General features: G+C 66.8%; 21 protein-coding genes and 3 pseudogenes. 14 read left to right on the top strand and 10 right to left on the bottom strand.

The features are described 5' to 3' along the window. Positions 1-52: 52 nt before the first annotated feature. The 8 genes and pseudogenes from O0J15_RS11510 to O0J15_RS11475 form a co-directional block, all read right to left on the bottom strand. Complete coding sequence (locus O0J15_RS11510; protein ID WP_308305677.1) at positions 53-1,285, bottom strand: HAMP domain-containing sensor histidine kinase; 1,233 nt, start codon at positions 1,283-1,285, stop codon at positions 53-55. After that, positions 1,282-1,956, bottom strand: coding sequence for a response regulator transcription factor (locus O0J15_RS11505; protein WP_019659910.1), 675 nt, complete (start codon positions 1,954-1,956; stop codon positions 1,282-1,284). The genes O0J15_RS11510 and O0J15_RS11505 overlap by 4 nt, the downstream gene beginning before the upstream one ends. Before the next feature lie 117 nt (positions 1,957-2,073). Then, positions 2,074-2,295: pseudogene (locus O0J15_RS11500) on the bottom strand (nuclear transport factor 2 family protein); the annotation flags it as partial. A 72-nt stretch (positions 2,296-2,367) separates the two neighbouring features. Next, on the bottom strand, positions 2,368-2,715 hold the full coding sequence (locus O0J15_RS11495) for an RcnB family protein (RefSeq protein ID WP_021204235.1): 348 nt from the start codon (positions 2,713-2,715) through the stop codon (positions 2,368-2,370). 134 nt (positions 2,716-2,849) lie between these two features. Beyond that, on the bottom strand, positions 2,850-4,286 hold the full coding sequence (locus tag O0J15_RS11490; RefSeq protein ID WP_180876667.1) for an efflux transporter outer membrane subunit: 1,437 nt from the start codon (positions 4,284-4,286) through the stop codon (positions 2,850-2,852). Beyond that, positions 4,283-5,167, bottom strand: coding sequence for a biotin/lipoyl-binding protein (locus O0J15_RS11485; RefSeq protein ID WP_180876669.1), 885 nt, complete (start codon positions 5,165-5,167; stop codon positions 4,283-4,285). The genes O0J15_RS11490 and O0J15_RS11485 overlap by 4 nt, the downstream gene beginning before the upstream one ends. A 1-nt stretch (position 5,168) precedes the next feature. Next, positions 5,169-5,378: a DUF1656 domain-containing protein gene (locus tag O0J15_RS11480; RefSeq protein ID WP_180876671.1), complete on the bottom strand. Its 210-nt coding sequence runs from the start codon at positions 5,376-5,378 to the stop codon at positions 5,169-5,171. 4 nt (positions 5,379-5,382) lie between these two features. Next, the gene (locus O0J15_RS11475; protein WP_308305676.1) at positions 5,383-7,344 is read right to left on the bottom strand and encodes an FUSC family protein; all 1,962 of its coding nucleotides are present in this window, start codon (positions 7,342-7,344) and stop codon (positions 5,383-5,385) included. A 79-nt stretch (positions 7,345-7,423) separates the two neighbouring features. Between O0J15_RS11475 and O0J15_RS11470 the strand changes: the two genes are divergently transcribed. Continuing rightward, positions 7,424-8,218 (top strand): helix-turn-helix domain-containing protein, encoded by a 795-nt coding sequence (locus O0J15_RS11470; protein WP_021204230.1) that lies wholly within the window; start codon positions 7,424-7,426, stop codon positions 8,216-8,218. Between the two features lie 35 nt (positions 8,219-8,253). Here the strand turns inward: O0J15_RS11470 and O0J15_RS11465 are convergent. Continuing rightward, positions 8,254-8,385: pseudogene (locus O0J15_RS11465) on the bottom strand (alpha/beta hydrolase); the annotation flags it as partial. Between O0J15_RS11465 and O0J15_RS11460 the strand changes: the two are divergent. Then, positions 8,385-9,905 (top strand): annotated as a pseudogene (locus tag O0J15_RS11460) (RHS repeat-associated core domain-containing protein); the annotation flags it as partial. The pseudogenes O0J15_RS11465 and O0J15_RS11460 overlap by 1 nt on opposite strands. A gap of 750 nt (positions 9,906-10,655) precedes the next feature. Next, the gene (locus O0J15_RS11455; protein WP_308305675.1) at positions 10,656-10,985 is read left to right on the top strand and encodes a hypothetical protein; all 330 of its coding nucleotides are present in this window, start codon (positions 10,656-10,658) and stop codon (positions 10,983-10,985) included. Positions 10,986-11,036: 51 nt separating this feature from the next. Here the strand turns inward: O0J15_RS11455 and O0J15_RS11450 are convergent, their stop codons facing one another. Further along, positions 11,037-11,411: a hypothetical protein gene (locus O0J15_RS11450; protein ID WP_308305674.1), complete on the bottom strand. Its 375-nt coding sequence runs from the start codon at positions 11,409-11,411 to the stop codon at positions 11,037-11,039. A gap of 566 nt (positions 11,412-11,977) precedes the next feature. Here O0J15_RS11450 and moaA point away from each other — a divergent pair. The 11 genes from moaA to O0J15_RS11395 all read left to right on the top strand — a co-directional run bounded on the left by moaA (position 11,978) and on the right by O0J15_RS11395 (position 19,949). Next, on the top strand, positions 11,978-12,958 hold the full coding sequence (moaA, locus tag O0J15_RS11445) for a GTP 3',8-cyclase MoaA (protein WP_308305673.1): 981 nt from the start codon (positions 11,978-11,980) through the stop codon (positions 12,956-12,958). An 8-nt stretch (positions 12,959-12,966) separates the two neighbouring features. After that, complete coding sequence (gene moaCB / locus O0J15_RS11440) at positions 12,967-13,962, top strand: bifunctional molybdenum cofactor biosynthesis protein MoaC/MoaB (protein ID WP_308305683.1); 996 nt, start codon at positions 12,967-12,969, stop codon at positions 13,960-13,962. Continuing rightward, on the top strand, positions 13,962-15,215 hold the full coding sequence (gene glp / locus O0J15_RS11435; RefSeq protein WP_308305672.1) for a gephyrin-like molybdotransferase Glp: 1,254 nt from the start codon (positions 13,962-13,964) through the stop codon (positions 15,213-15,215). Before moaCB ends, glp begins: the two co-directional genes overlap by 1 nt. Continuing rightward, on the top strand, positions 15,215-15,475 hold the full coding sequence (locus tag O0J15_RS11430) for a MoaD/ThiS family protein (protein ID WP_021204222.1): 261 nt from the start codon (positions 15,215-15,217) through the stop codon (positions 15,473-15,475). The genes glp and O0J15_RS11430 overlap by 1 nt, the downstream gene beginning before the upstream one ends. Positions 15,476-15,478: 3 nt before the next feature. Beyond that, complete coding sequence (locus tag O0J15_RS11425; protein WP_308305671.1) at positions 15,479-15,979, top strand: molybdenum cofactor biosynthesis protein MoaE; 501 nt, start codon at positions 15,479-15,481, stop codon at positions 15,977-15,979. 108 nt (positions 15,980-16,087) lie between these two features. Beyond that, positions 16,088-16,630: a molybdenum cofactor guanylyltransferase gene (locus tag O0J15_RS11420; protein ID WP_058981727.1), complete on the top strand. Its 543-nt coding sequence runs from the start codon at positions 16,088-16,090 to the stop codon at positions 16,628-16,630. After that, positions 16,627-16,992 carry a hypothetical protein gene (locus O0J15_RS11415; RefSeq protein WP_164144752.1) on the top strand — a complete coding sequence of 122 codons (366 nt, stop codon included), beginning with the start codon at positions 16,627-16,629 and terminating at the stop codon, positions 16,990-16,992. Before O0J15_RS11420 ends, O0J15_RS11415 begins: the two co-directional genes overlap by 4 nt. A 68-nt stretch (positions 16,993-17,060) precedes the next feature. Beyond that, entirely contained in the window at positions 17,061-17,837 is a 777-nt protein-coding gene (locus O0J15_RS11410; protein WP_308305670.1) for a helix-turn-helix domain-containing protein, read from the top strand. A 23-nt stretch (positions 17,838-17,860) separates the two neighbouring features. Next, the gene (gene modA / locus O0J15_RS11405; RefSeq protein ID WP_308305669.1) at positions 17,861-18,604 is read left to right on the top strand and encodes a molybdate ABC transporter substrate-binding protein; all 744 of its coding nucleotides are present in this window, start codon (positions 17,861-17,863) and stop codon (positions 18,602-18,604) included. 3 nt (positions 18,605-18,607) lie between these two features. Next, entirely contained in the window at positions 18,608-19,291 is a 684-nt protein-coding gene (gene modB / locus O0J15_RS11400; protein WP_021204216.1) for a molybdate ABC transporter permease subunit, read from the top strand. After that, a complete protein-coding gene (locus O0J15_RS11395; RefSeq protein WP_134729019.1) occupies positions 19,281-19,949 on the top strand; it encodes a sulfate/molybdate ABC transporter ATP-binding protein in 669 nt (222 codons plus the stop codon). Before modB ends, O0J15_RS11395 begins: the two co-directional genes overlap by 11 nt. The last annotated feature ends 37 nt before the right edge of the window (positions 19,950-19,986 follow it).

Raw genomic sequence — 19,986 nt, 5'->3', positions numbered from 1 at the left:
CCGCCGTGAAGTGAGCAATCCCCAGCATGTGCACGCGCGTGTCAGGAAACCGTCAGGCGGGCCATTCCAGGCTGAACCGGCATCCCTGCTGCGAGGAGTGCACCGTCATCCTCCAGCCCAGGTGCTCGACGATGCGCTGCACGATGGACAGCCCCAGTCCCTCGCCATTGTGCGGGCTGCCGGGCACGAAGCGCTGGAACTGCTGTGGGTCGATACTGGAGGGCAGGCCGGGTCCGGTGTCGGCGACGGTGAGTGCGGTGTCGTGGAGGGTGATCCTCACTTCGCCCCTTTCGGTGTACTGGCAGGCGTTGCGCAGCAGGTTCCAGATCACGCTGTGCGCCAGATCTGCGTTGGTGTCCAGCACGGCGTCATGCCGGGCATCAAACGCAACGATCACCGGCTTGCCGGAAATCCACGGTTGGCAGCGCTCCATGCAGGATTCGATCAATGGGCGCAGGGCCACCTTGTTGCGCGGCACGGAGCCGGGGGTACGTGAGAGCAGCAGCAGGCAGGACAGCTGGCGCTGCATCTCCTGGGTAGTGCGCAGGATACGCTCCGCGCTGGGGACCAGGTGGCTGTCGGACGGAAGCTGGCAGGCAAGGGTTTCCGCAGCGCCGCCGATGATGGCCAAGGGCGTGCGCAGCTCATGGCTGGCATCGCCGCTGAAGCATTGCTCGCGATGCAGGAACCGTTCGAGCTCATCACTGTGCCGGGCGAAGGCACGGGCGAGTACACCGATCTCGTCGCGGGCGTCCTGACAGGGAAAGGGCTTCCGCCTGCTCTGCACGGCATCGGCCAACTGCGTGATGGGCGCGATGACGTGCGATGCCACCCTGCGACCGATCAGGAAGGCGCCGAGCACGCAGATCGAAATGACCACCGCGGCAAAGGCATTGATCAGGTGTTCCAGGTAGCCATAGGGTGCAGCGTCCTGCAGCAGGTAGTAGCGCTGGCCGCCACTGTCGAACACACGCAGGTGCCACTCGTCGGGTCCTGCTTCGCCGTGGTAGCCCAGGCCGTACTGGCGCAGCACCATCGGCACGCTATGGCTGTCGTACAGCTGGCTGCCCGGGGGCAGGGCGGGGCGCTCGCCACGGGCCAGTGCTGCCTGCAGCTTGTGCACGGCACTGTCCTGGGTCCGGGCGATGACCGCGGCCCTGACCTGGTCGTAGTCCACCTGTTCGGCCAGGACGATGAAGCCCATCGCGCCGGCCATCAGCAGCACGAACGAAATCGTGATGCGGGTACGCAGGGCCAGGCGGCGGTAGAGAGCGGCAGGGGTCACGCCGGCATGCGCCAGCCGACGCTGTGCACCGTGGCGATCAACGTGGTGTCGAAGCTGCGGTCCACCTGCAGGCGCAGCTCATGGATGTGGGTACGCAGCGCGCCGCTGTCCGGTGGCTCGTCGCCCCAGACCAGGTATTCCATCTCCTGCTTGCGCACCACGGCCGGGGCCGCGCGTACCAGGCACATCAGCAGTTTGTGCGACGTAGGCGTCAGCGCGATGCAGCGCCCCTGTCGCCAGGCCTGCGGCGAGCGCGTATCTACCTGCAAGTCCTTCCACGCCAGTACGCTGTCGACCTGACGGCCCTGGGCGCGTCGCACCAGGGCCTTGATCCGCGCATCCAGTTCCTTCAGCGAGAACGGTTTGACCAGGTAGTCATCGGCGCCGAGAGCGAGGCCCTGCACGCGGTCCTCGACCGGATCGCGCGCGGTCAGCATCAGGATCGGCACCGGGTTCTGGAATTCCCGGCGCAGCTTTCGGCACAGCGTCATGCCATCCAGGCGCGGGAGCATCAGGTCCAGCAGGATGGCGTCGTAGTCGTGCTGCGTGGCCCGGCGCAGGCCGCTGGCACCGTCGCGGGCGTCGTCCAGCACGTAGCCGATAGGTTCAAAGAAAGCGTACAGGTTGGCTACGAGCTCGGGGTTGTCTTCGATGATCAGCAGGCGGGTCATGGCGTGCGTCCTTGCGCGTGGCCGAACTGTGCCCGATCCCTGACTGATTGCCAATGCGCATGCTGAATGGTTCGCGGCCTGGGGTCGGCCGCGTCAAGCGACGTTCAATCGGCCGGCATCTTCGGAAACGAACTGCCAGCCGATATCTTCCGGTCTGTCCGAAAAGAACAGGCTCATGTAGGTCGGCTTGTCCTTGTTGATGAGCGAGGCGCGGAATGACTCGACCACGTGTTCGATCGCCGCTGCATCAGCCGACGATGGGCGTTGGCTTGCATGGGCCGGCAGGCCTGCGGCGAGGCACGCAGCGAGAAGCGCGTTCTGGATTCCGGTGGTTCGCATCGTTCATGACGGCCTTCGTAGGGTGGAAGCGCCGCCGGGGCCACGGCTACAGGGCCCCGGCGCGCTCCGCATTCAACGATGCAGCGCGTCGATGATCAAGCCGGTCGCGATCTCCACCAACAGGTACTCGGTGTCGGACTGGCGCACCCAGCGCTGGCCGCGACCCGGATTGCGCAGGTCATAACGCGCGTAATCGTCCACCCAGTAGCGGCGGTCCACTTCGGCCCAGGGCAGGCGGTCGCCACGACGCCAGGCCTTCTTCTGCCAGCCGGGCGGCGGCGCATCACGGTTGTGCGGGCCGCCTGCATGCGGCGGCGGGCCGTTGCCGCGGGCGTGATGCGGCGGGTCAGCGAAGGCGGGGGCCGCAGCCAACGCGGTGGCGGTGGTCAAAGCGATGGCAAGCAAACGTGTGGTCTTCATGGAAGTGCCTCCGTCATGGCCGCAGCATGCGGCACTGTGGCGGGAATATAGGGCAGTCAGTGTGAATGAATACGGGTTTGGGCGGCACTTTTCTGAACAGACGGCGCGGCCTGCAGCCGCTGCCAGGCAACGGGTCACTGGACCCCGCCCGGGGCTGAATCTGTTGCAGCCCAGCCTCCACCCAACGACAGGAAAAGATCCATCTGCCGGTCAATGCGCTCCGCGCGCGAGACGGCCAATGCGGACTCCGCATCTGCCAGCGCGGCCTGGGCCGAAAGCAGGTCGAGAAAATCGATCCTGCCGAAACGGTAGAGCTGCTGCGCCTGCCCGGCGGCCCGCGCTGCATCCCCACGCGCCTGCGCCAGGCTGCGCTCGCGTTCAAGTTCCTGCGTGCAGGCAGAAAGCGCGGTCTCGGTCTGGCGCAGTGCCTGCAGCACGACGCCGTCAAAGGACGCGAGCGCGGTATCTGCATTGGCACCTGCCGCTGCGACGCGGGCCTTGGCCACGCGGCGGTTGGGCCAGTGCCATGACAGCGCGGGACCGATGCTCGCACCGAAGCCGTCGGCCGACAGCAGATGCGCCGGTGTGCCGGCCACGCCCGAAGAGGCGCCCAAGGTGATCTGCGGATAGAGACCCGCCGTCTCGACACCGATCATTGCAGTCGCGGCGGCCAGGCTGCGTTCGGCTGCGCGTACGTCGGGGCGCCGCTGGAGCAGCTGCCAACCATCACCGGCCGGCAGCGCCTGCTCCAGCTCCGGGGGGCCTGGGCAGGCTTCGGCCTCCCTGGGATAGTCCGCCGGGAGCCTGCCCATCAATGCGGCCAGTTCGAACAGTGCGGCCTGGCGTTCCGCCAGCAGGTGCGGTATCCCCGCCGCGCTGCGGTTGACGGCGGCACCGGCACGGCTGACATCGAAGTCCGTTCCGCGCCCTCCGGCAGCCAGGCGTCGGGTTGCCTCCAGGGTGGCGCGCTGCACCGCCAGCACCTGCCGGGTTGCAGCGAGCGTGTGATTTCGGGTGCACACCTGGAGATAGGCCCGGGTGACGGCCGCAGCGACGACCACGCGGACCTGGTCCCGCGCCGCAGCGACGGCCTCGGCGTCCGCGTTGGCGGCTTCGATGCCGCGGCGGATACCGCCTGCAAGATCCAGTGGATAGGAGAGGTGAAGGCCCAGCGCGTACGACTGCGGCGCGGCCGACGCCTGGGTGTAGCCACCGGCATGGATGAGCGTGCCCGACGCATCCACGTCGGCCTGTACGGCACCGCGCGCGCGGTACTCCAGCACGGTAGCGCTGGCGCGCCGGAGGTTGGCATCGGCAGCGCGCAGGTCGGTGTTGGCCGCCAGTGCTTCGCGCACGTAGCCGTCAAGCTGGGGGTCGCCATACAGTTCCCACCACCGATCCGGTGGCGCGTCGTGGCTGAACGATGCCTCGCTGCCCGAGACGAACGCCCGGGCCGCCCGGGGGGAGGCTGCGACGGCATTCGCAGGCAGGTGATAGTCGGGGCCGGATACGCAGGCCGTCATGGGCAGCAGCAGGGCAAGCAGCCCACCGCGTAGTGTTCGCACGCTCACTTGCAGGCTCCCGCTGCCGAGGGTGTGATGGTCACACTCGCAGTGCGACCCACGATCAGGCGGGTATCCGACGGCGCATCATCGATGCGGATGCGTACCGGGATGCGCTGCGCCAGCCTCACCCAGGTGTAAGTTGGCGCCACGGCGGGCAGCAGGTTGTGTGTGCTTGAGCGCTGATCGTCGGCAATGCCGGCGGCGATGGTATCCACGTGCCCGCGGACGTCGTGGTTGTCGCCCATCAGCCGGGCCACGGCGGCATCGCCCTCGGTGATGCAGGCCAGTTTGGTTTCCTCGAAGTAGCCCTCGATGCGCAGGCTGCCGGTGTCGATCAGCGCCAGCGCCTGTGCCCCCGGCTGCAGGTAGTCGCCCGCGTGCAGGTCGAGGTTGGTGATGATGCCATCGGTGGTTGCGCGCACCTCGGTGCGTTGCACGTTGAGCTGGGCAACGCGCTGTTCGGCCCGTGCCTGCGCCAGCGCGGCCAGCTCGGTATCGACCTTGGCGGCGTTGCGTTCGCGGGTTTCCGAAGCGACCAGGTTGCCAAGTGCGTTGTCCCGCGCCGATTCGCGGCGAGCCAGCGCCAGCGTGGCATGCGCGCTCCTGACCGCCGCGTCTGCCTTCTCCAGCGTGGCGGCGAAGCGTGGCTGATCGAGCACCAGCAGCAGCTGGCCGGCACTGACCCGCTGGTTGTCGTGCACGAGCACCTGGGTGACCAGCCCCCCCATGTCTGACGCAACGCGCACCACATCGGCGCGCACCCGGCCATCGCGCGTCCATGGGCGTGTTTCGTAGCGATGCCAGATGGCCAGTGCAGCGACGACGGCAATTGCGAACACTACCAGAGTTGCGCTCCAGCGCCCGATGACAGCAAGCAGGTCTTTCATTTCATTTCTCGAGCAGGGGCGAGAGCTGGATCATCAGCTCCGCCAGGATCACGAACAGGGACAGGCCCACCAGTGGCCACGCGGCGAACAACCGGTACAGACCGAGGCTGGCGAGGAAACGTGAGGTCAGTACCGACAGCGCCAACGCGGCGATGGCCACGGCGAGCAGGCCGGGAATGAGCACGCCATCAATGGAAAGATCAGAGAGCATGCGGTCAGTGCCGATGGGTGAGCGGTGAGGCCAGCAGGTCGCGGCGCAACCCGCTGAGCAGGTGCAGCAGATTCCCTCGATCGGCCTCGGCGATGGCTGTTGCGGCCTCGCGCATGCAGTCCAACAACTTCAGAAGATGGGCATCGACACTGCGTGGCGCGTGGGCGCGAACCCTGAAATGTGCGGCGACGCGTTCGACCAGCGCCGCGTTTAGCGCCCGAACGTGCGGGTCGTCCAGGTACTTGTCCAGTGTGCGGAGTTGGCTGGATGCATGTGCCGCACGAACGTCCGCAAACAATGCCCGCAGCTCGTGTACTGCGCTGGAACGGCCCTGCAACCTGGGAGCGAGCAGCCCGATTCGATCCAGCATGCGGCTGAGCCACGCGTGGCTCGCACCGCCTTGCCCGGCGGCGTGTCGTGCGATGTCCCGACGGATCGACCGCTCCAGCCGAGCGCGGTTGCGGCCCGCATCGGCGGTCTGGAACAGCTGCATGCTGCACAGTGCCACCGTCGTACCGATGAACAACGCAACGCTGTTGTTGAGCGCGCCGACGATGTTGACCGAATTGGTCGCGCCCAGGCCTGCGATGATCGGGAAGGTCAGTACCACGCCCAGGGCGGCCATGATGAAGGGCGGCCGGGCCAGGAACGATCCGCACAGCAGCAGCACCGGCGCGAGCGCGGTAATCAGGCCGGTGATATCGGACAACGCGGGGAAGATCAGCAGACCGTAGAGCAGGCCGACGGCCACGCCGATGCACGATCCCACCAGGTAGCGCATGACATGCGGTGCCGGCGCTTCGATCGTGCCGAACAGCACGCACGCCGTGCCGATGATGGACACCGCCGTGGCGCCCTCCGACCAGCCGGTAGCGATCCATAGAACGCAGCTCAGCAGGATGCCGACGAACGCGCCCAGCGCGCTGCGCAGGGCAAGCCGATGATCCCGGTGAAGTACCGCACCCTGCACATGTCGTGCAAGGCGGGCAGGTACATGCCGGCGCCAGTCGGGCCGGGCAGTGTGCAGCTCCGCTTGCAGTACGCGGCAATCGGCGTGGGCGAGGTCGAGCTCGGTCTGTTGCGCGGCGAGGCCGGCCTGCAGCAGATCGCGCCAGCCCGTTGCATCCATCGCGCCGGCCTGTGGTGAACGCAGCCGGTCGATGGAATCTTCCACCGCGCTGGACAGCATCAGCACGTCCAGCATCCGGTCATGCAGGGCACGCAGGATCTGCACCTGGGCCACGCCGTGGGCGCTGTCGAAGGGCAGGTGGATCGACAGCACATGCAGCTCGAGCAGGTCGGCCGCCACTTTCGAGCGGTCCGTCGCCAGCACCGTGTCCGATGCGCCGGCGCGCATGTCCCGTGTCCATCGTTCCGCGTCATCCAGCACGGCAGCGACCCGTGCGTGCACGCGCATCGAGACCCGGCGCGGCAGCACCAGCGCGTGTATCAGCGTTGCGGCCAGGATGCCGATGGCAATTTCCTGCACCCGCGTGATGGCAATGGTGAACACGTCTCCCGGCACCATCACCGCAGGAAAGCCGATCAGGCTGGTGGTATAGCCGGCCAGCAGGAACGCATAGGCACGCGGCGTGCGGTCGAGCATTGCCAGATACAGGCAAAGCGACATCCAGGTGGCGAGCGCGGCGCTCAGCACCAGGGGTGCATTGGCGAAGCGTGGCACCAGCGCGACGGTGGCGACAGCCCCGCCCACGGTACCGAGCAGGCGAAACAGGCCGCGGCTCAGTGTTGCCCCGGAAAGGGGCTGCGACACCAGATAGACCGTGCCGATCACCCAGAACGGGCGATTCAGGCCGATCCGCAGGGAGACATACAGCCCCAGCGACGCGGCGAGCAGGCATTTGAGCGAGAAGAGCACCGCCTCCTGATCGGTCCTGAGGGCAGGGCTTTTCAACCGGGCGAATGCCTGGAACACGTGGGGACGGGCAGGAGTGGGGGAGTGCATGCGGCTCATCCTAGTGATCGGCCGCACTGGCGAATTTCGCTACAATGACAACCAATCGCTAAAACCGGTCAATGTGAGAATGGCTCGCATTTCGCTCCCCGGCTTTGACCTGGACCCGGACGAGACCGATCGCCCGGCGGTTGCCAGCCGCCTGCAGGTGGCCGAGCACGACGCGGAAATTCCGGTGCATGAGCATCGAAAGGGCCAGCTCATTCTTGCGCTGCATGGGGCGGTGACCTGCGAAGTGGCCAATGCGCTGTGGATCGTGCCGCCCCAGTGTGGCGTCTGGATTCCGGGCGGCATGCCGCACAGCAACCGCGCCACCGCCAACGCGCGCCTGTGCTATCTATTCGTCGAGCCCGGCATCGTCGACCTGCCGGCGCAGTGCGTGACGCTGGCGATCTCGCCGATGCTGCGCGAGATGATCCTGCACCTGGCCGACGCGCCGCTGGACTATCCGCATGGCAGCCACACCGACCGGCTGGCGCGGGTGTTGCTGGACGAGCTGGTACAGATGCCGGCCGAGCATCTGTCGCTGCCGGTCAGCCATCACCCGAAGGTGCGTGCGCTGGCGGCGGCGCTGTCGGCGGATCCGGCAGACCGCAGCACCATCAGCCAGTGGGCTGTGCGCCTGGCCCTGGGCGAGCGCACGTTGACCCGCCTCATCGAACGGGAAACGGGACTGTCCTTCGGACGCTGGCGGCAGCAGCTGCACCTGCTCATCGCCATTCGTGAACTCGCCGCGGGCGCACCGGTACAACGCGTTTCCGAGACGCTGGGCTATGAGTCGGTGACGGCCTTCATCACGATGTTCAAGAAGGCGCTTGGCCTTTCCCCGGCGCGGTACTTTGCGGTGCGCCTGCGTGGGCAGTAGCAGGGAACAACCCGGAAAGCCATTGCCTGGAACGGCTACTTCAAAGTGCCGGAGACGGATTGAATCGCGGCCACCACTGCAGCAGGATCCTCGCGCTGGAGGGTGTGCCCGGTCGCCAGGTAGCGATGCGAGCCGCGCGTGAAGCCCGAGAAGAGCAGGCTATGTCTACAACGGTTTCGGTGATCTGACCGGGCAAGTCAGCCCGGACAGTGGCGCCAGCAGCTTCACCGTGGACGCCGCCGGCAATCGCAAGACGGCTACCGATGCGCGTGGCGTCACCGCCACCTATCACTACGATGCACTCAACCGCCTGATCGGCATCGCCTACCCGGATCCCAATCTGGACGCGGGCTACAGCTATGACGTGGCGCCTGCCGCCTGTGCCGCCGACGAGCGCTTCGCCAAGGGACGGTTGGGGCAGGTGCTGCACGCCAATGGCAGTACCCAGTACTGCTATGACCGTTTCGGCCAGGTCACCCGCAAGGTACAGACCGTCAACGGCGTTGCCAGCACGCTGCGCTACGCCTATAGCAAGTCGGGCCGCCTGACTGCGTTGACCTACCCCGACGGCAGCGTGGCCGACTACGTCCGCGATACCCAGGGCCGCATCAGCCAGATCGGCCTGACCCGCCCCGGCCAGGCCCGCCAGATCGTGGTGAACAACCTGACCTACGCGGCTTTCGGCCCGGCGACCGGTTGGGCCTACGGCAACGGCCGCCAGCTGCAGCGTCCGTTGGATCTGGATTATCGCCCGCAGGCGGTGCATGACCCGGCTGCAGGCGGCCTGTCGCTGGGCTATGGCTATGATCCGGTCGGCTCGATCACTGAGCTGAAGAATGGCGCAGGCTCGACGGTGCTGGCCAAGTACGCCTACGACACGCTGGGCCGCCTGACCCAGACCCAGGACGGCACGACCGGCACCCCGATTGAAACCTATGCGTATGACGCCACCGGCAATCGCACCGCGCTGACCACCTCGGCAGGCACGGCCAGCTACACCTATCCCGCAACCAGCCATCGCCTGACTGCGGTGGATGGCGAGTCGCGCAACCATGACGCGGTGGGCAACACCACCAGCATCGGTGGCAAGACGTTCACCTACAACGATGCCAACCGCATGAACGCAGTGAAGCAGGGCGATGCTGTACTGGAAAGCTACGCCTACAACCATCGCGGTGAGCGCGTACTGCGTACCCCGGCCGGTGGCGCAGCGCAGATCACCTTGTACGACGAAGCAGGGCAGTGGCTGGGCAACTACTCGGCCACGGGCCAGGCGCAGCAGCAGGCCATCTGGCTGGACAACTACCCGGTGGCGTTGATCAACATGCCGGCCACCGGCGTGCCGGAACTGGCCTACGTGCAGCCGGATCACCTGGGCACACCGCGCGTAGTGATCGATCCGGTACGGAATGTCGCGATCTGGGAGTGGAGCAACAAGAGCGAGGTGTTCGGCAACCAGATTCCGAGTGCAGACCCGGACGGGGATGGTGTGGCGTTCGAACTGGCGCTGCGCTTCCCGGGCCAGCAGGCGACGGATGCGAGTGGGCTGTTCTACAACTACCAGCGGGAGTATGACCCTGCGGTGGGTCGTTATTCGCAGAGTGATCCGATTGGGCTCGCAGCGGGGCCAAATACCTTTGGCTACGTGATGGGAAATCCGATGAGTTGGATTGACCCTGAGGGCTTGGAAGTACTTGTATGTAGTCAGCCGGCCTTTGGAGTATCCAACAATCCAATTGATCACCAATGGATTCGTACGGATACAGTTGAGGCAGGCATGGGTGGCACTCGTGGAAACGTACCTGGTAACGACAGTGGAGACATGCCGGGCGATCCCGTGCAGGTGACCAACCATGTCGGTCGTAGCAATGAGCCTGGAGCATCATGCAAAGTGGTTAAAAATGTCGACGAAGCGAGAGTCAATTCCCAGCTTCAGATAGGGAGATCACTTGGTAGGTGGGGGCCTACCAACCATTGCCAATCATTTGTAGCCAAGACACTTTGGAATGCTAGTACAGTCGAACTGCAGCAAGAGCAGAACAAACGATTGCTCAACTCGAAGGTTCCTGGGCTGAGGTAGGTATGAAGAGATACATGACATGCGTCCTGCTGGCGTCACTTTCTTCGGCATGTGCGGATCAGAAGCAGGGCGCAACGACGAATTCGTTCGACGATGAGCGGATAGAATGTGTTGAGCCCGCTCGACTGAAGACCGAGCCGTGGGGAAAAGCGGGCTCTTTGAAGGGGTGCGAGATTGCTGATGGTCCATTTGTCGCCGCAGATGATGGGTATATTCGTATGCGTGGACAGTTTAAGAATGGGCATAAGGCCGGTGTGTGGCGATGGTACGACCGAAGTGGAAATGTCACTAAAGAAGTCAATTACTCACAGTAGTCTTTGCGGGGGAGGCTGGATGCAGTGCCCTGAAGGACATCCCGTGCCCAGATTCCTCACCCCCGACGAGGTCTCCCTCATCCACAGGCTGCTGCCCGAGACGACCGAGCTGTCCGAACGGTTGTTGAAGGATCTGGCGCTCGCCCAGGTGGAGGACGTGGAGGTCGTCGGATTCGGGGGCGTGGTGTTCCTGTCCAGCACGACCCAGGTCTTCGGAAGCGACATTGCCACGGCGATGCTTGCCGATGCCGACGGCGTGCCGGTGAGAGTCACCCTGTGCCTGGACAATCACGATCAGCTCTTCGAGCTGGAGCTGTGCAAGGTGGACTTCTCGCCGATCATCGGCGTCGATCTGAGGAGCGCTTTCAGCTAGCGCTGACGCCTGCTGAAAGCGGTCCTCGCTGAAGGGCGTGGCGCATGCCCTTCACCCTTCGGGCTGCAACCGCCCCACCGCCTGCGCGCACAACGACTGGCAGGCCATGACCAACCCCTCCATCACCCGGTCGCCCACGTACTCTTCCGGTTCGCCGTTCTGGCGGGTGCGCTCCGCCGCCAGCAGCATTTCCAGCACCACCCGCAACCCGGTCAACGCGCAATCGGCGTCGGCCAGGGCGAGGCGGCGGCCGGGCAGCGGGTGACGCTCCGGCCACGGTTGCCCATCGGCCGCCGCACCGGAGCCGATGCGGTGGAGATTGGCAATGAAGGTGTTCCTGTCCATGGCAGGCGCAGCCTGTGGTGAACCGTCGTCGCCGGCGGTGCTGCGGTAGGCGTGCAGATGCGGGAAGTCCGATTCGTTCATGGCAAGGCTCCGTGCAGGGCAATCGGTAGCCGCCACCCATAAAAGTGGCGGGCGGTACGTGGTTCGAATCCGGGTTGGTCCCAAGCCGGTGGGCGCGAACGCCCCCACGCACCGCCCGCCATAGCCGGCAGACGGATTGCCAGCCGGCGCCACGGAATGTGGACGCCGACTGGCAAGCGCAATCACTCAGGACCAACTCGGGATTCGAAACCCGGCCACCCTTTTCCGGTGGCACGCCCATCTGAGCCCCTGGCGCTGTGCAATGCCAATCAGAAGAGTTGCAAACATCACTCGATTGGAGACGCTTTTGACATTGTCCTACGCTGTTAAGCCCCGCCAGTGCTGGCTGGCGTAGCGATCCACCCGCAACGTGCAATCTGCGACAGGGGTCGAGGTTGTCACGGCGAACGGGACGGGCGGGGAGGGCCTATCACGACAGGCGGTGCCAATTCAGGCTGCGTGCCTCCCGGGTTGACGCTTTCAACGCCCCAGCGCACTCTGCGGGTTGGGGTCGACAACCCGTTCAGGGGCAGGGCTGCAGGGTGGTACCAGGAGGCGGAACAGCGATGAGCCAACTCACCGACAGCTTCGGACGCAGCTTTCCGTACCTGCGCTTGTCGCTCACCGAAGCCTGCAACTTCCGGTGCAGCTACTGCCTTCCCGACGGGTACCAGGCCGACGGCCGCCCGCGTTTCCTGCAGGTGGATGAGATCGGCCGCTTGGTGCGGGCCTTTGCCGCGCTGGGCATGAGCAAGATCCGCCTGACCGGCGGCGAGCCCAGCCTGCGCAAGGATCTGGACGAGATCATCGCCACCGTGGCGGCGGTTCCGGGCATCCGCAAGGTGGCCATCACCACCAATGGCACGCTGCTGCCGAGGCGCCTGCCGGGCTGGCACCGCGCCGGCCTGACCGCGCTGAACGTGAGCATGGACAGCCTGCAGCGCGAACGCTTCAGGACCATCACCGGGCATGACCGCCTGCCGGAGATCCAGCAGGGCCTGGCCCTGGCGCAGGCGTTGGGCCTGCCGGCGATCAAGCTCAACGCGGTGCTGCTGCGCGGCCTGAATGACGACGAGCTCCCGCAGTGGATGGAGTACCTGCGCGATCGCCCCTTCAGCGTGCGCTTCATCGAACTGATGCGCACCGGCGACAACGAAGCCTATTTCCAGCGCCACCACCTGCGCGCCGATCGGGTGATCGAGCAGCTGCTGGCCGCTGGCTGGCACGAGCGCCCGCGCGCCGCCGATGCCGGCCCGGCGCGCGAGTTCAGCCACCCTGACCATCGCGGCAGCATCGGCATCATCGCGCCGTATTCGCGTGACTTCTGCAAGGGCTGCAACCGCCTGCGGGTGACCGCCAAGGGCGACCTGCGGCTGTGCCTGTTCGGCGAGTTCGGCGTTCCGCTGCGCCCGCTGCTGCAGCGCGACGAGGACCACGACGCGCTGCTGGCACGCATCACCACCCAGCTTGGCCTGAAAGCGGCCGGGCATGGACTGCACCAGGGCCAGACCGGGCTGACCCCGCACCTGGCCTCGATCGGAGGATGAGCAACACGATGAGTGGGGAATTGAACACGGCCTTCCACATGGCCGATGTGCGCAACAAGCGCATCAGCCGCCGCCGTGCGGTGGCGGTGGGCGAGCTGCATGCCGGTCCAGTGGCCTATCCGCTGATTGTCGAGCGCCGCCTGCCCAAGGGCGATGCGCTGGTGATGGCCGAGATAGCCGGCCTGCAGGGCGCGAAGATGGCCTCGATGCTGATGCCGCTGTGCCATCCGTTGCCGCTGGAGCTGGTGCAGGTGTTCTGCGCGCCGGTGCCGGAACGGCAGGCGATCCGCGTGTGGTGCGAGTGCGCCAGCGAGGCACGCACCGGCGTCGAGATGGAGGCACTGGCCGGCGTCAACGCGGCGCTGCTGACCCTGTACGACCTGAGCAAGCCGGTGGAGCCGGCCCTGCGCATCGAAGGCATCCGCCTGCTGTTCAAGGAAGGCGGCAAGCGTGGTGTGTGGCTGCACCCGGACGGCATGGACGAGGCCGAGCGTGAGCGTTTCAACCCGCGTGCGCCAAAGGGGTTGGAGGGCGCGGCCTGCGCGGTGATCACACTGAGTGATCGCGCCAGTGAAGGCACTTATGAAGATGTCTCCGGCCCGACCCTGGTGACCGGGCTGAAAAAGCTGGGTGGCGAGGTGGTGGCCGCCGAAGTGCTGCCCGATGGCATCGAGCCGTTGGCAGGCCGCCTGCAGGCCTTGGCCGCCGAGGGCGTGCGCCTGTGCCTGTGTACCGGCGGTACCGGGCTGGGCCCGCGCGACCTGACTCCGGAGGCGCTGCGTTCGTTGAATGCGCGGCCGGTGCATGGCCTGGCGCAGATGGTGCGGGCACTGAGTGCACAGCACACGCCGATGGCCTGGCTGAGCCGCGCCGAGGTGGTGCAGCTGGGCAACATGCTGGTGTTCGCGCTGCCGGGCAGCCCAAAGGCGGCGGCGCAGTGCCTCGATATTCTGGCGCCGGTGCTGGGCCACGCCTTGGCCATGGTCGATGGCGGTGGCCACTGATGATTGCCTACAGCGAGGCCTTGCAGCGCCTGCTGGACGCGGCTACGCCGCTGCCGGCCGAACGCCTGCCGCTGCACGAGGCCGCGGGCCGCACGCTGGCCCGTGACATCCACAGCGCACAGTCGCTGCCGCCGTTCGACAATTCGGCGATGGACGGCTTCGCGCTGCGCGCCAACGGCGCGACGTTCGAGGCCGGCACCGAATTTGCCGTGCAGGGTTGGCAGGCGGCCGGCGATGCTGGCGCCGAAGGCGGCGAGGGTGCCTGGGAAATCATGACCGGGGCACGCATGCCGGTTGGGCTGGATACGGTGGTGCCGGTCGAGAACGTGGAGATCCTCGCCAGCGAGGATGGCCGCCCGACCCGCATTGCCCTGAAGGCATTGGTGAAGCCGGGCCAGAACGTGCGCCTGCGCGGCGAGGATGTAAGCGACGGCGAGCGCGTGCTGCAGGCCGGGCAGGTGCTGGACATCAACGCGCGCACCCTGCTGCATGCCATCGGCGTGGGCGAGGTGGCGGTGGTGGCGCGGCCAAAGGCGGCGGTGATTGCTACCGGCAAGGAGCTGGTGACCGAGGCGGCGCAGACGCTGGCATCCGGGCAGATTCGTGACAGCAACCGGCCGTATCTGGTCGGCCGCCTGCAGGCCGCCGGTGCCGAGGTGGTCTGGCAGGGCACGGTGGGCGATGAGGTGGCGGCGTTCAACGCTGTCCTGGATGAATCGCTGGACGCGGGTGCGCAGCTGTTGATCAGCACAGGCGCGGTGTCGGCCGGCCGCTACGATTTCATTCCCGACGCGCTGCGTGGCCGAGGTGCGCGCATCGTGTTCCACAAGGTGGCGATCCGCCCCGGCAAGCCGTTGCTGTTCGCGGTGCTGCCCAATGGCGCGCTGTATTTCGGCCTGCCGGGCAACCCGGTCTCCGCTGCGGTGGGCCAGCGCTTCTTTGTCGAGCCGGTGCTGCGCCGCCTGCTGGGGCTGGCACCGGAGCCGGTGCTGACGTTGCCGCTGCAGGCCGACGTGCGCACGCCGCCGGGCCTGCGCTTCCACGCGCGGGCGCGGGTGGAAGTGGATGCGCAGGGTCGCCTGAGTGCGCGCGTGCTGGCCGGGCAGGAGTCGTTCCGGTTGATGTCCATGCTGCAGGCCAACGCCTGGGTGGTGCTGGAAGGCGAGGGCGGTCTGGCCCCTGCCGGCACGCCGGTGCGTGTGCAGGGCTGGGGTCATCAGGACCCGGTGCAGCTGGCGAGCCAGGAGCCGTGATGAGACAGGTGAATCTGCAGTTGTTCGGTGCGTTTTCCGATCTGGATGCAAGCCGTGAAATCGCGGTGGAGGTGGCTGGTGGCACCGTGGCCGATCTGCGCCAGGCGCTGCGCGAGCTGCTGCCACTGCGTTGGCCGGGTTTCCGTGCCGGCCTGCTGGATTACTCGGCATTCGCCGATCAGCAACGCGTGCTGCGCGACCACGACGCGTTGCCCGACGATGGCCGGGTGGCGATCCTGCCGCCGGTGAGCGGGGGCTGAGCGATGAGCGAGAAGATCATCGCGAAGGTGGTGGACCGCGCGCAGGCGGCGATTGATCCGGCCGAGGGCATCGCGGCGGTCTCCGATCCGGGCTTCGGCGGCATCGATGTGTTCATCGGCAAGGTGCGCGACGTCAATGTGGGCCGGCGGGTGACCGGGATCACCTACGATCTGTTTGAACCGCTGGTGCTGAACGAATTCAAGCGCCTGGCCGCCGAGGTCGAAGGCACGTTCGGGCCGAAGCTGAAGCTGTATGTGGCCCATGCCAAGGGCCGGCTCGGCATCGGCGATGTGGCGGTGGTGGTGGCCGCCGGCAGTCCGCACCGGGACGAGGCGTTCCGCGCGTGCCGGCAGCTGATCGAGGTGGTGAAGCACCAGTGCCCGATCTGGAAGCAGGAGCATTACGAGGACGGCGACAGCCAGTGGAGCGAGGGTTGCAGCCTGTGCCATGTGGACAGCGAAGCTTCGCACTCCCACGACCACACACATGACCATGGGCATTGACCGCGCCCTTCGGGAGGGCGCCGGGTCCAGTAGATCCACGCCATGCGTGGATGAGGCGTTCCCGATGAATCCGGCCGACGCAGCCACGCATGGCGTGGCCCTACTGCGATGAGCATCAACGGCATCGTGCTGGCCGGTGGCCTGTCCAGCCGGATGGGCCGCGACAAGGCGCTGCTGCCCTGGCAGGGCCGCACCCTGCTGGAACACATGCGCGGCGTGTTGAAGCAGGCGGGCGCCGGGCGGGTATGGGTGAGCGGCAACTACCCGGCGTTCGGCGGCGTGCCGGACTGCGTGGCACGCTGCGGCCCGCTGGGCGGGCTCTACAGCGTGGCGATGCAGATGCCTGACGGGCCGGCCTGGGTGGTGCCGGTCGATACGCCGCGGATGACGCCCGCGCTGTTGCTACGTCTGCAGGCCGATCAAGCGCGCGCCTGCACGGTATTCGACGATGAACCGTTGCCGATGCGGCTGCAGATCGATGATCATTGCCGCCGCGTGCTGCGGGACTTGATTGATGATCCGATGGCGCGACGTTCACTGCGCGCCCTGCAGGAACGCCTGGGCGTGACCCGATTGCCATTGGCACCCGAGGATCAGGCGTTGCTGCTCAACTGCAATACGCCATCAGAGTGGGAGTCCATCACAGCATGAAGGTCCAGCTGCAACAGCAATCGATGCGCCTGCGCGTGGATGAGGAAGAGCTGGCACGCTTGCTGGCCGGCGAGTCGGTCGAGAACCTGACCCGCTTCGGCGGCAGCGGCGGCTGGGGCGTAGCGCTGTCGCTGCATGCCGGCGATCAGGCGGTGCTGCTCGATGGCGGTACATTCTGCCGGTTGGTACTGCCGCGCCAAGCCGTTGAGTCGCTGGCGGGGCGGTTGCCCTGCCGGGATGGCTTGGGCTTCGGTATCGCCCTGGATGACGACAGCATGTTGCAGCTCCAGTTCGACGTGGACGTGCGCGACAGCATGCGCCAGCGTGGCCCGCAGCGACGCTCTGAACCTGCGGCAGAGTAGGCGCATGGTGCGCAGGGTGGGGCGCCCCGCTGTCGTATGATGACGGCCTTCGTTCCTGCGTTGCTGCAATGCCCCTGAATCCCTCCGCTCCCTCCGCGTCCCGACCGGCCACGCCCAATCCGGCAGCGGCCGATGACGGTGACGCGCTGCACTTCTGCAGTACCTGTGCGTTCTCGGACGCCTGCATGTCGCAGGGCTATGACAAGGCTGCGCTGGGCGAGTTGCATGTGCTGGTCGACCACGTGGGGCCGTTCCAGGCCGGTGATTACCTGTTCCGTGCGGGTGATCCGTTCGATTCCATCGCAGCCGTGCGTGCCGGCATGGTCAAGACCTTCGTCGATGACAGCCAGGGAAACGAGCAGGTGTTGGGCTTCAGCCTGCCCGGTGAAGTGATCGGGCTCAATGCCATCCATGGCGCGCGCTTCCCCTGCAATGCGGTGGCACTGGATACGGTCTACCTGTGCCGGATCTCGTTTCCGCGATTGAGCCTGCTGGCCACGCGCATGCCGGGGTTGCAGGCGCGGCTGTTCAGCCTGCTCAGCGCCGAGATCGGCAAGGTCGCCACGCTGGCGGCCAACCATCGCACTGAGGAGCGCATGGCAGCGTTCCTGCTGGATCTTTCCGGACGCTATGCCCGGCGCGGTTTCTCAGCCACCCGCTTCAACCTGAGCATGGCCCGCACCGAGATCGCCAACTACCTGCGGATGGCGCCGGAGACGGTGAGTCGGGTGCTGCGCCGGTTGAGCGACGAGGGTGTGATTGCGGTCAATCAACGTGAGATGCTGTTGCTGCAACCCGAGCGGCTGGCGGAACTGGCCGTGGCTCGGGAATCCGGACTGGACTGATCAGGCAGGCGAGGGGCCGACCCATGATGCGAGCGGGGCTGTTGGTGCTGGGAATGCTGGCTGCAGTGCCGGCCTGGGCGGCCGAGTTGACGGTGTCGGCGGCATCGAGCCTGACCGAGAGCTTCCGCGAACTGGGCAATGCCTATGAGAAGGCGCACCCGGGCACCAGGGTCGATTTCAACTTCGCCGCGTCCGGCGTGTTGGTGCAACAGATCAGCCGCGGTGCGCCGGTGGACGTGTTCGCCTCGGCCGACGAAACCACGATGGACCAGGCCCAGCAGCAGAACCTGCTGGCGGCCGGCACCCGCGAGGTGTTCGCGGTGAACGCGCTGTGGGTGGTGGTGCCGCCGCAGGCCAAGGCGGCGCCGCGTACCTTGAAGGACCTGGCCGGTGCCGGTGTGCAGCGCATCGCACTGGGCAACCCGGACAGCGTGCCGGTCGGCCGCTATGGCAAAGGCGCGCTGGAAGCGGCGGGCCTGTGGCCGTCGGTGCAGGGCAGGATCATCACGACGCAGAACGTGCGCCAGTCGCTGGATTACGTGGCGCGCGGTGAAGTGGATGCCGGCTTCGTCTATGCCACCGATGCACAGGCAATGCCCGACCGGGTGCGCCGTGCGTTCGTGGTGCCGGTGTCCGGGCGCATCGCCTATCCGCTGGCGGTGACCAAGGCCAGTACGCAGCCGGTGGAGGCCAGGCGCTTCGCTGCCTTCGTGCGTTCGCCGCAAGGCCAGGCGATCCTGGCCAGGCACGGGTTCGGCAAGCCCTGAGGCATGGATCTGGACTGGAGCGCACTGTGGTTGTCGCTGAAGGTGGCCGGCTGGGCCACCGCGATCAATCTGGTGCTGGGCGTGGCACTGGGCGCATTGCTGGCGCGGCGGCGATTTCCCGGCCGTGAGCTGCTGGATTCGCTGCTGACCTTGCCGATGGTGCTGCCGCCGACGGTGCTGGGGTATTACCTGCTGGTGCTGATCGGTCGCAATGGTCCGATCGGTGCGTGGCTGCAGTCGTGGTTCGGCATCAACCTGGTGTTCACCTGGCAGGCGGCCGTGATTGCTGCGACGGTGGCCTCGCTGCCGCTGGTGTTCAAGCCGGCACGCGCGGCGTTCGAGGAAGTGGACGGTCAGCTGGAGCAGGCCGCACGCACCCTGGGTGTATCCGAAGCGGCGGTTTTCTTCCGCATCACGCTGCCACTGGCCTGGCGCGGCATCCTCGCCGGCCTGCTGCTGGCGTTTGCGCGCGCGATGGGCGAGTTCGGCGCCACGCTGATGGTGGCGGGCAGCATTCCGGGCCGCACGCAGACGCTGTCGATTGCCATCTACGAGGCGGTGCAGGCCGGCCAGGACGGCAAGGCCAATGCGCTGGTGATACTGACCTCGGTGGTCTGCATCGTGATCCTGTTGCTGGCCGCGCGGCTGGTGGGCGGGCGTCGCCGGGAGCTGCGCGATGTGGCTTGACCTGCAGGTGCAGCGTCGCCTGCAGGCGGCCGGCCAGGATTTCGTGTTGGACGTATCGCTGCAGTGCACGCAGCGCCAAGTGGTGTTGTTCGGGCCCTCGGGCGCGGGCAAGAGCCTGACCTTGAAGGCGGTGGCCGGGCTGCTGCGGCCGGGCCAGGGTCATGTGCGCGTGCAGGGGCAGACCCTGTTCGATGCGGCCACCGGCGTGGATCTGCCGCCGCAGCGCCGCCGGCTGGGCTATGTGTTCCAGGACTACGCGCTGTTCCCGCACCTGAGCGTGCGCCAGAACGTGGCGTTCGGGCTGCAGAAGGGCTGGTTGAATCCGGGGCTCGGCCAGCGTTTCGATGCCGTGGAGCAGTGGTTGCACGCCTTCCGCATCGACACGGTGGGCGATCTGCTGCCCTCGCAGGTCTCCGGTGGCCAGCGCCAGCGCACTGCATTGGCGCGGGCGCTGGTGACGCAGCCGCAGGCGCTGCTGCTGGATGAGCCGTTCTCCGCACTGGACCATGACCTGCGCCAGCACCTGCGTCAGGAGCTGGAAACGGTGCTGGACCGGACCGGCATCCCGTTGCTGTTGATCAGCCATGACCCGCAGGATGTGGCCATGTTCGGCCAGCAGGTGGCGCGCGTGGTGGACGGCCGGATCGTCGGCGATTGACCTGCACCTGTAGAGCCGAGCCCATGCTCGGCTGCTC

The sequence above is a fragment of the Stenotrophomonas sp. Sm10 genome (assembly GCF_030985515.1).
In the GTDB taxonomy this organism is placed as follows: Bacteria; Pseudomonadota; Gammaproteobacteria; order Xanthomonadales; family Xanthomonadaceae; genus Stenotrophomonas; species Stenotrophomonas hibiscicola.
The sequence above is the reverse complement of the archived record's forward strand: the minus strand, read 5'-3'. Positions and strand labels throughout refer to the sequence as shown.

Bases quoted from the DNA above. Each gene is read 5' to 3' on its own strand.
- moaCB (WP_308305683.1), top strand. From the start codon at position 12,967: ATGAGTGGGGAATTGAACACGGCCTTCCACATGGCCGATGTGCGCAAC.
- O0J15_RS11485 (WP_180876669.1), bottom strand. From the start codon at position 5,167: ATGAAAGACCTGCTTGCTGTCATCGGGCGCTGGAGCGCAACTCTGGTA.
- O0J15_RS11495 (WP_021204235.1), bottom strand. From the start codon at position 2,715: ATGAAGACCACACGTTTGCTTGCCATCGCTTTGACCACCGCCACCGCG.
- O0J15_RS11505 (WP_019659910.1), bottom strand. From the start codon at position 1,956: ATGACCCGCCTGCTGATCATCGAAGACAACCCCGAGCTCGTAGCCAAC.
- glp (WP_308305672.1), top strand. From the start codon at position 13,962: ATGATTGCCTACAGCGAGGCCTTGCAGCGCCTGCTGGACGCGGCTACG.
- moaA (WP_308305673.1), top strand. From the start codon at position 11,978: ATGAGCCAACTCACCGACAGCTTCGGACGCAGCTTTCCGTACCTGCGC.
- O0J15_RS11420 (WP_058981727.1), top strand. From the start codon at position 16,088: ATGAGCATCAACGGCATCGTGCTGGCCGGTGGCCTGTCCAGCCGGATG.
- O0J15_RS11410 (WP_308305670.1), top strand. From the start codon at position 17,061: ATGCCCCTGAATCCCTCCGCTCCCTCCGCGTCCCGACCGGCCACGCCC.
- O0J15_RS11480 (WP_180876671.1), bottom strand. From the start codon at position 5,378: ATGCTCTCTGATCTTTCCATTGATGGCGTGCTCATTCCCGGCCTGCTC.
- modB (WP_021204216.1), top strand. From the start codon at position 18,608: ATGGATCTGGACTGGAGCGCACTGTGGTTGTCGCTGAAGGTGGCCGGC.
- modA (WP_308305669.1), top strand. From the start codon at position 17,861: ATGATGCGAGCGGGGCTGTTGGTGCTGGGAATGCTGGCTGCAGTGCCG.
- O0J15_RS11450 (WP_308305674.1), bottom strand. From the start codon at position 11,411: ATGAACGAATCGGACTTCCCGCATCTGCACGCCTACCGCAGCACCGCC.
- O0J15_RS11395 (WP_134729019.1), top strand. From the start codon at position 19,281: ATGTGGCTTGACCTGCAGGTGCAGCGTCGCCTGCAGGCGGCCGGCCAG.
- O0J15_RS11430 (WP_021204222.1), top strand. From the start codon at position 15,215: ATGAGACAGGTGAATCTGCAGTTGTTCGGTGCGTTTTCCGATCTGGAT.
- O0J15_RS11470 (WP_021204230.1), top strand. From the start codon at position 7,424: ATGGCTCGCATTTCGCTCCCCGGCTTTGACCTGGACCCGGACGAGACC.
- O0J15_RS11475 (WP_308305676.1), bottom strand. From the start codon at position 7,344: ATGCACTCCCCCACTCCTGCCCGTCCCCACGTGTTCCAGGCATTCGCC.
- O0J15_RS11425 (WP_308305671.1), top strand. From the start codon at position 15,479: ATGAGCGAGAAGATCATCGCGAAGGTGGTGGACCGCGCGCAGGCGGCG.
- O0J15_RS11415 (WP_164144752.1), top strand. From the start codon at position 16,627: ATGAAGGTCCAGCTGCAACAGCAATCGATGCGCCTGCGCGTGGATGAG.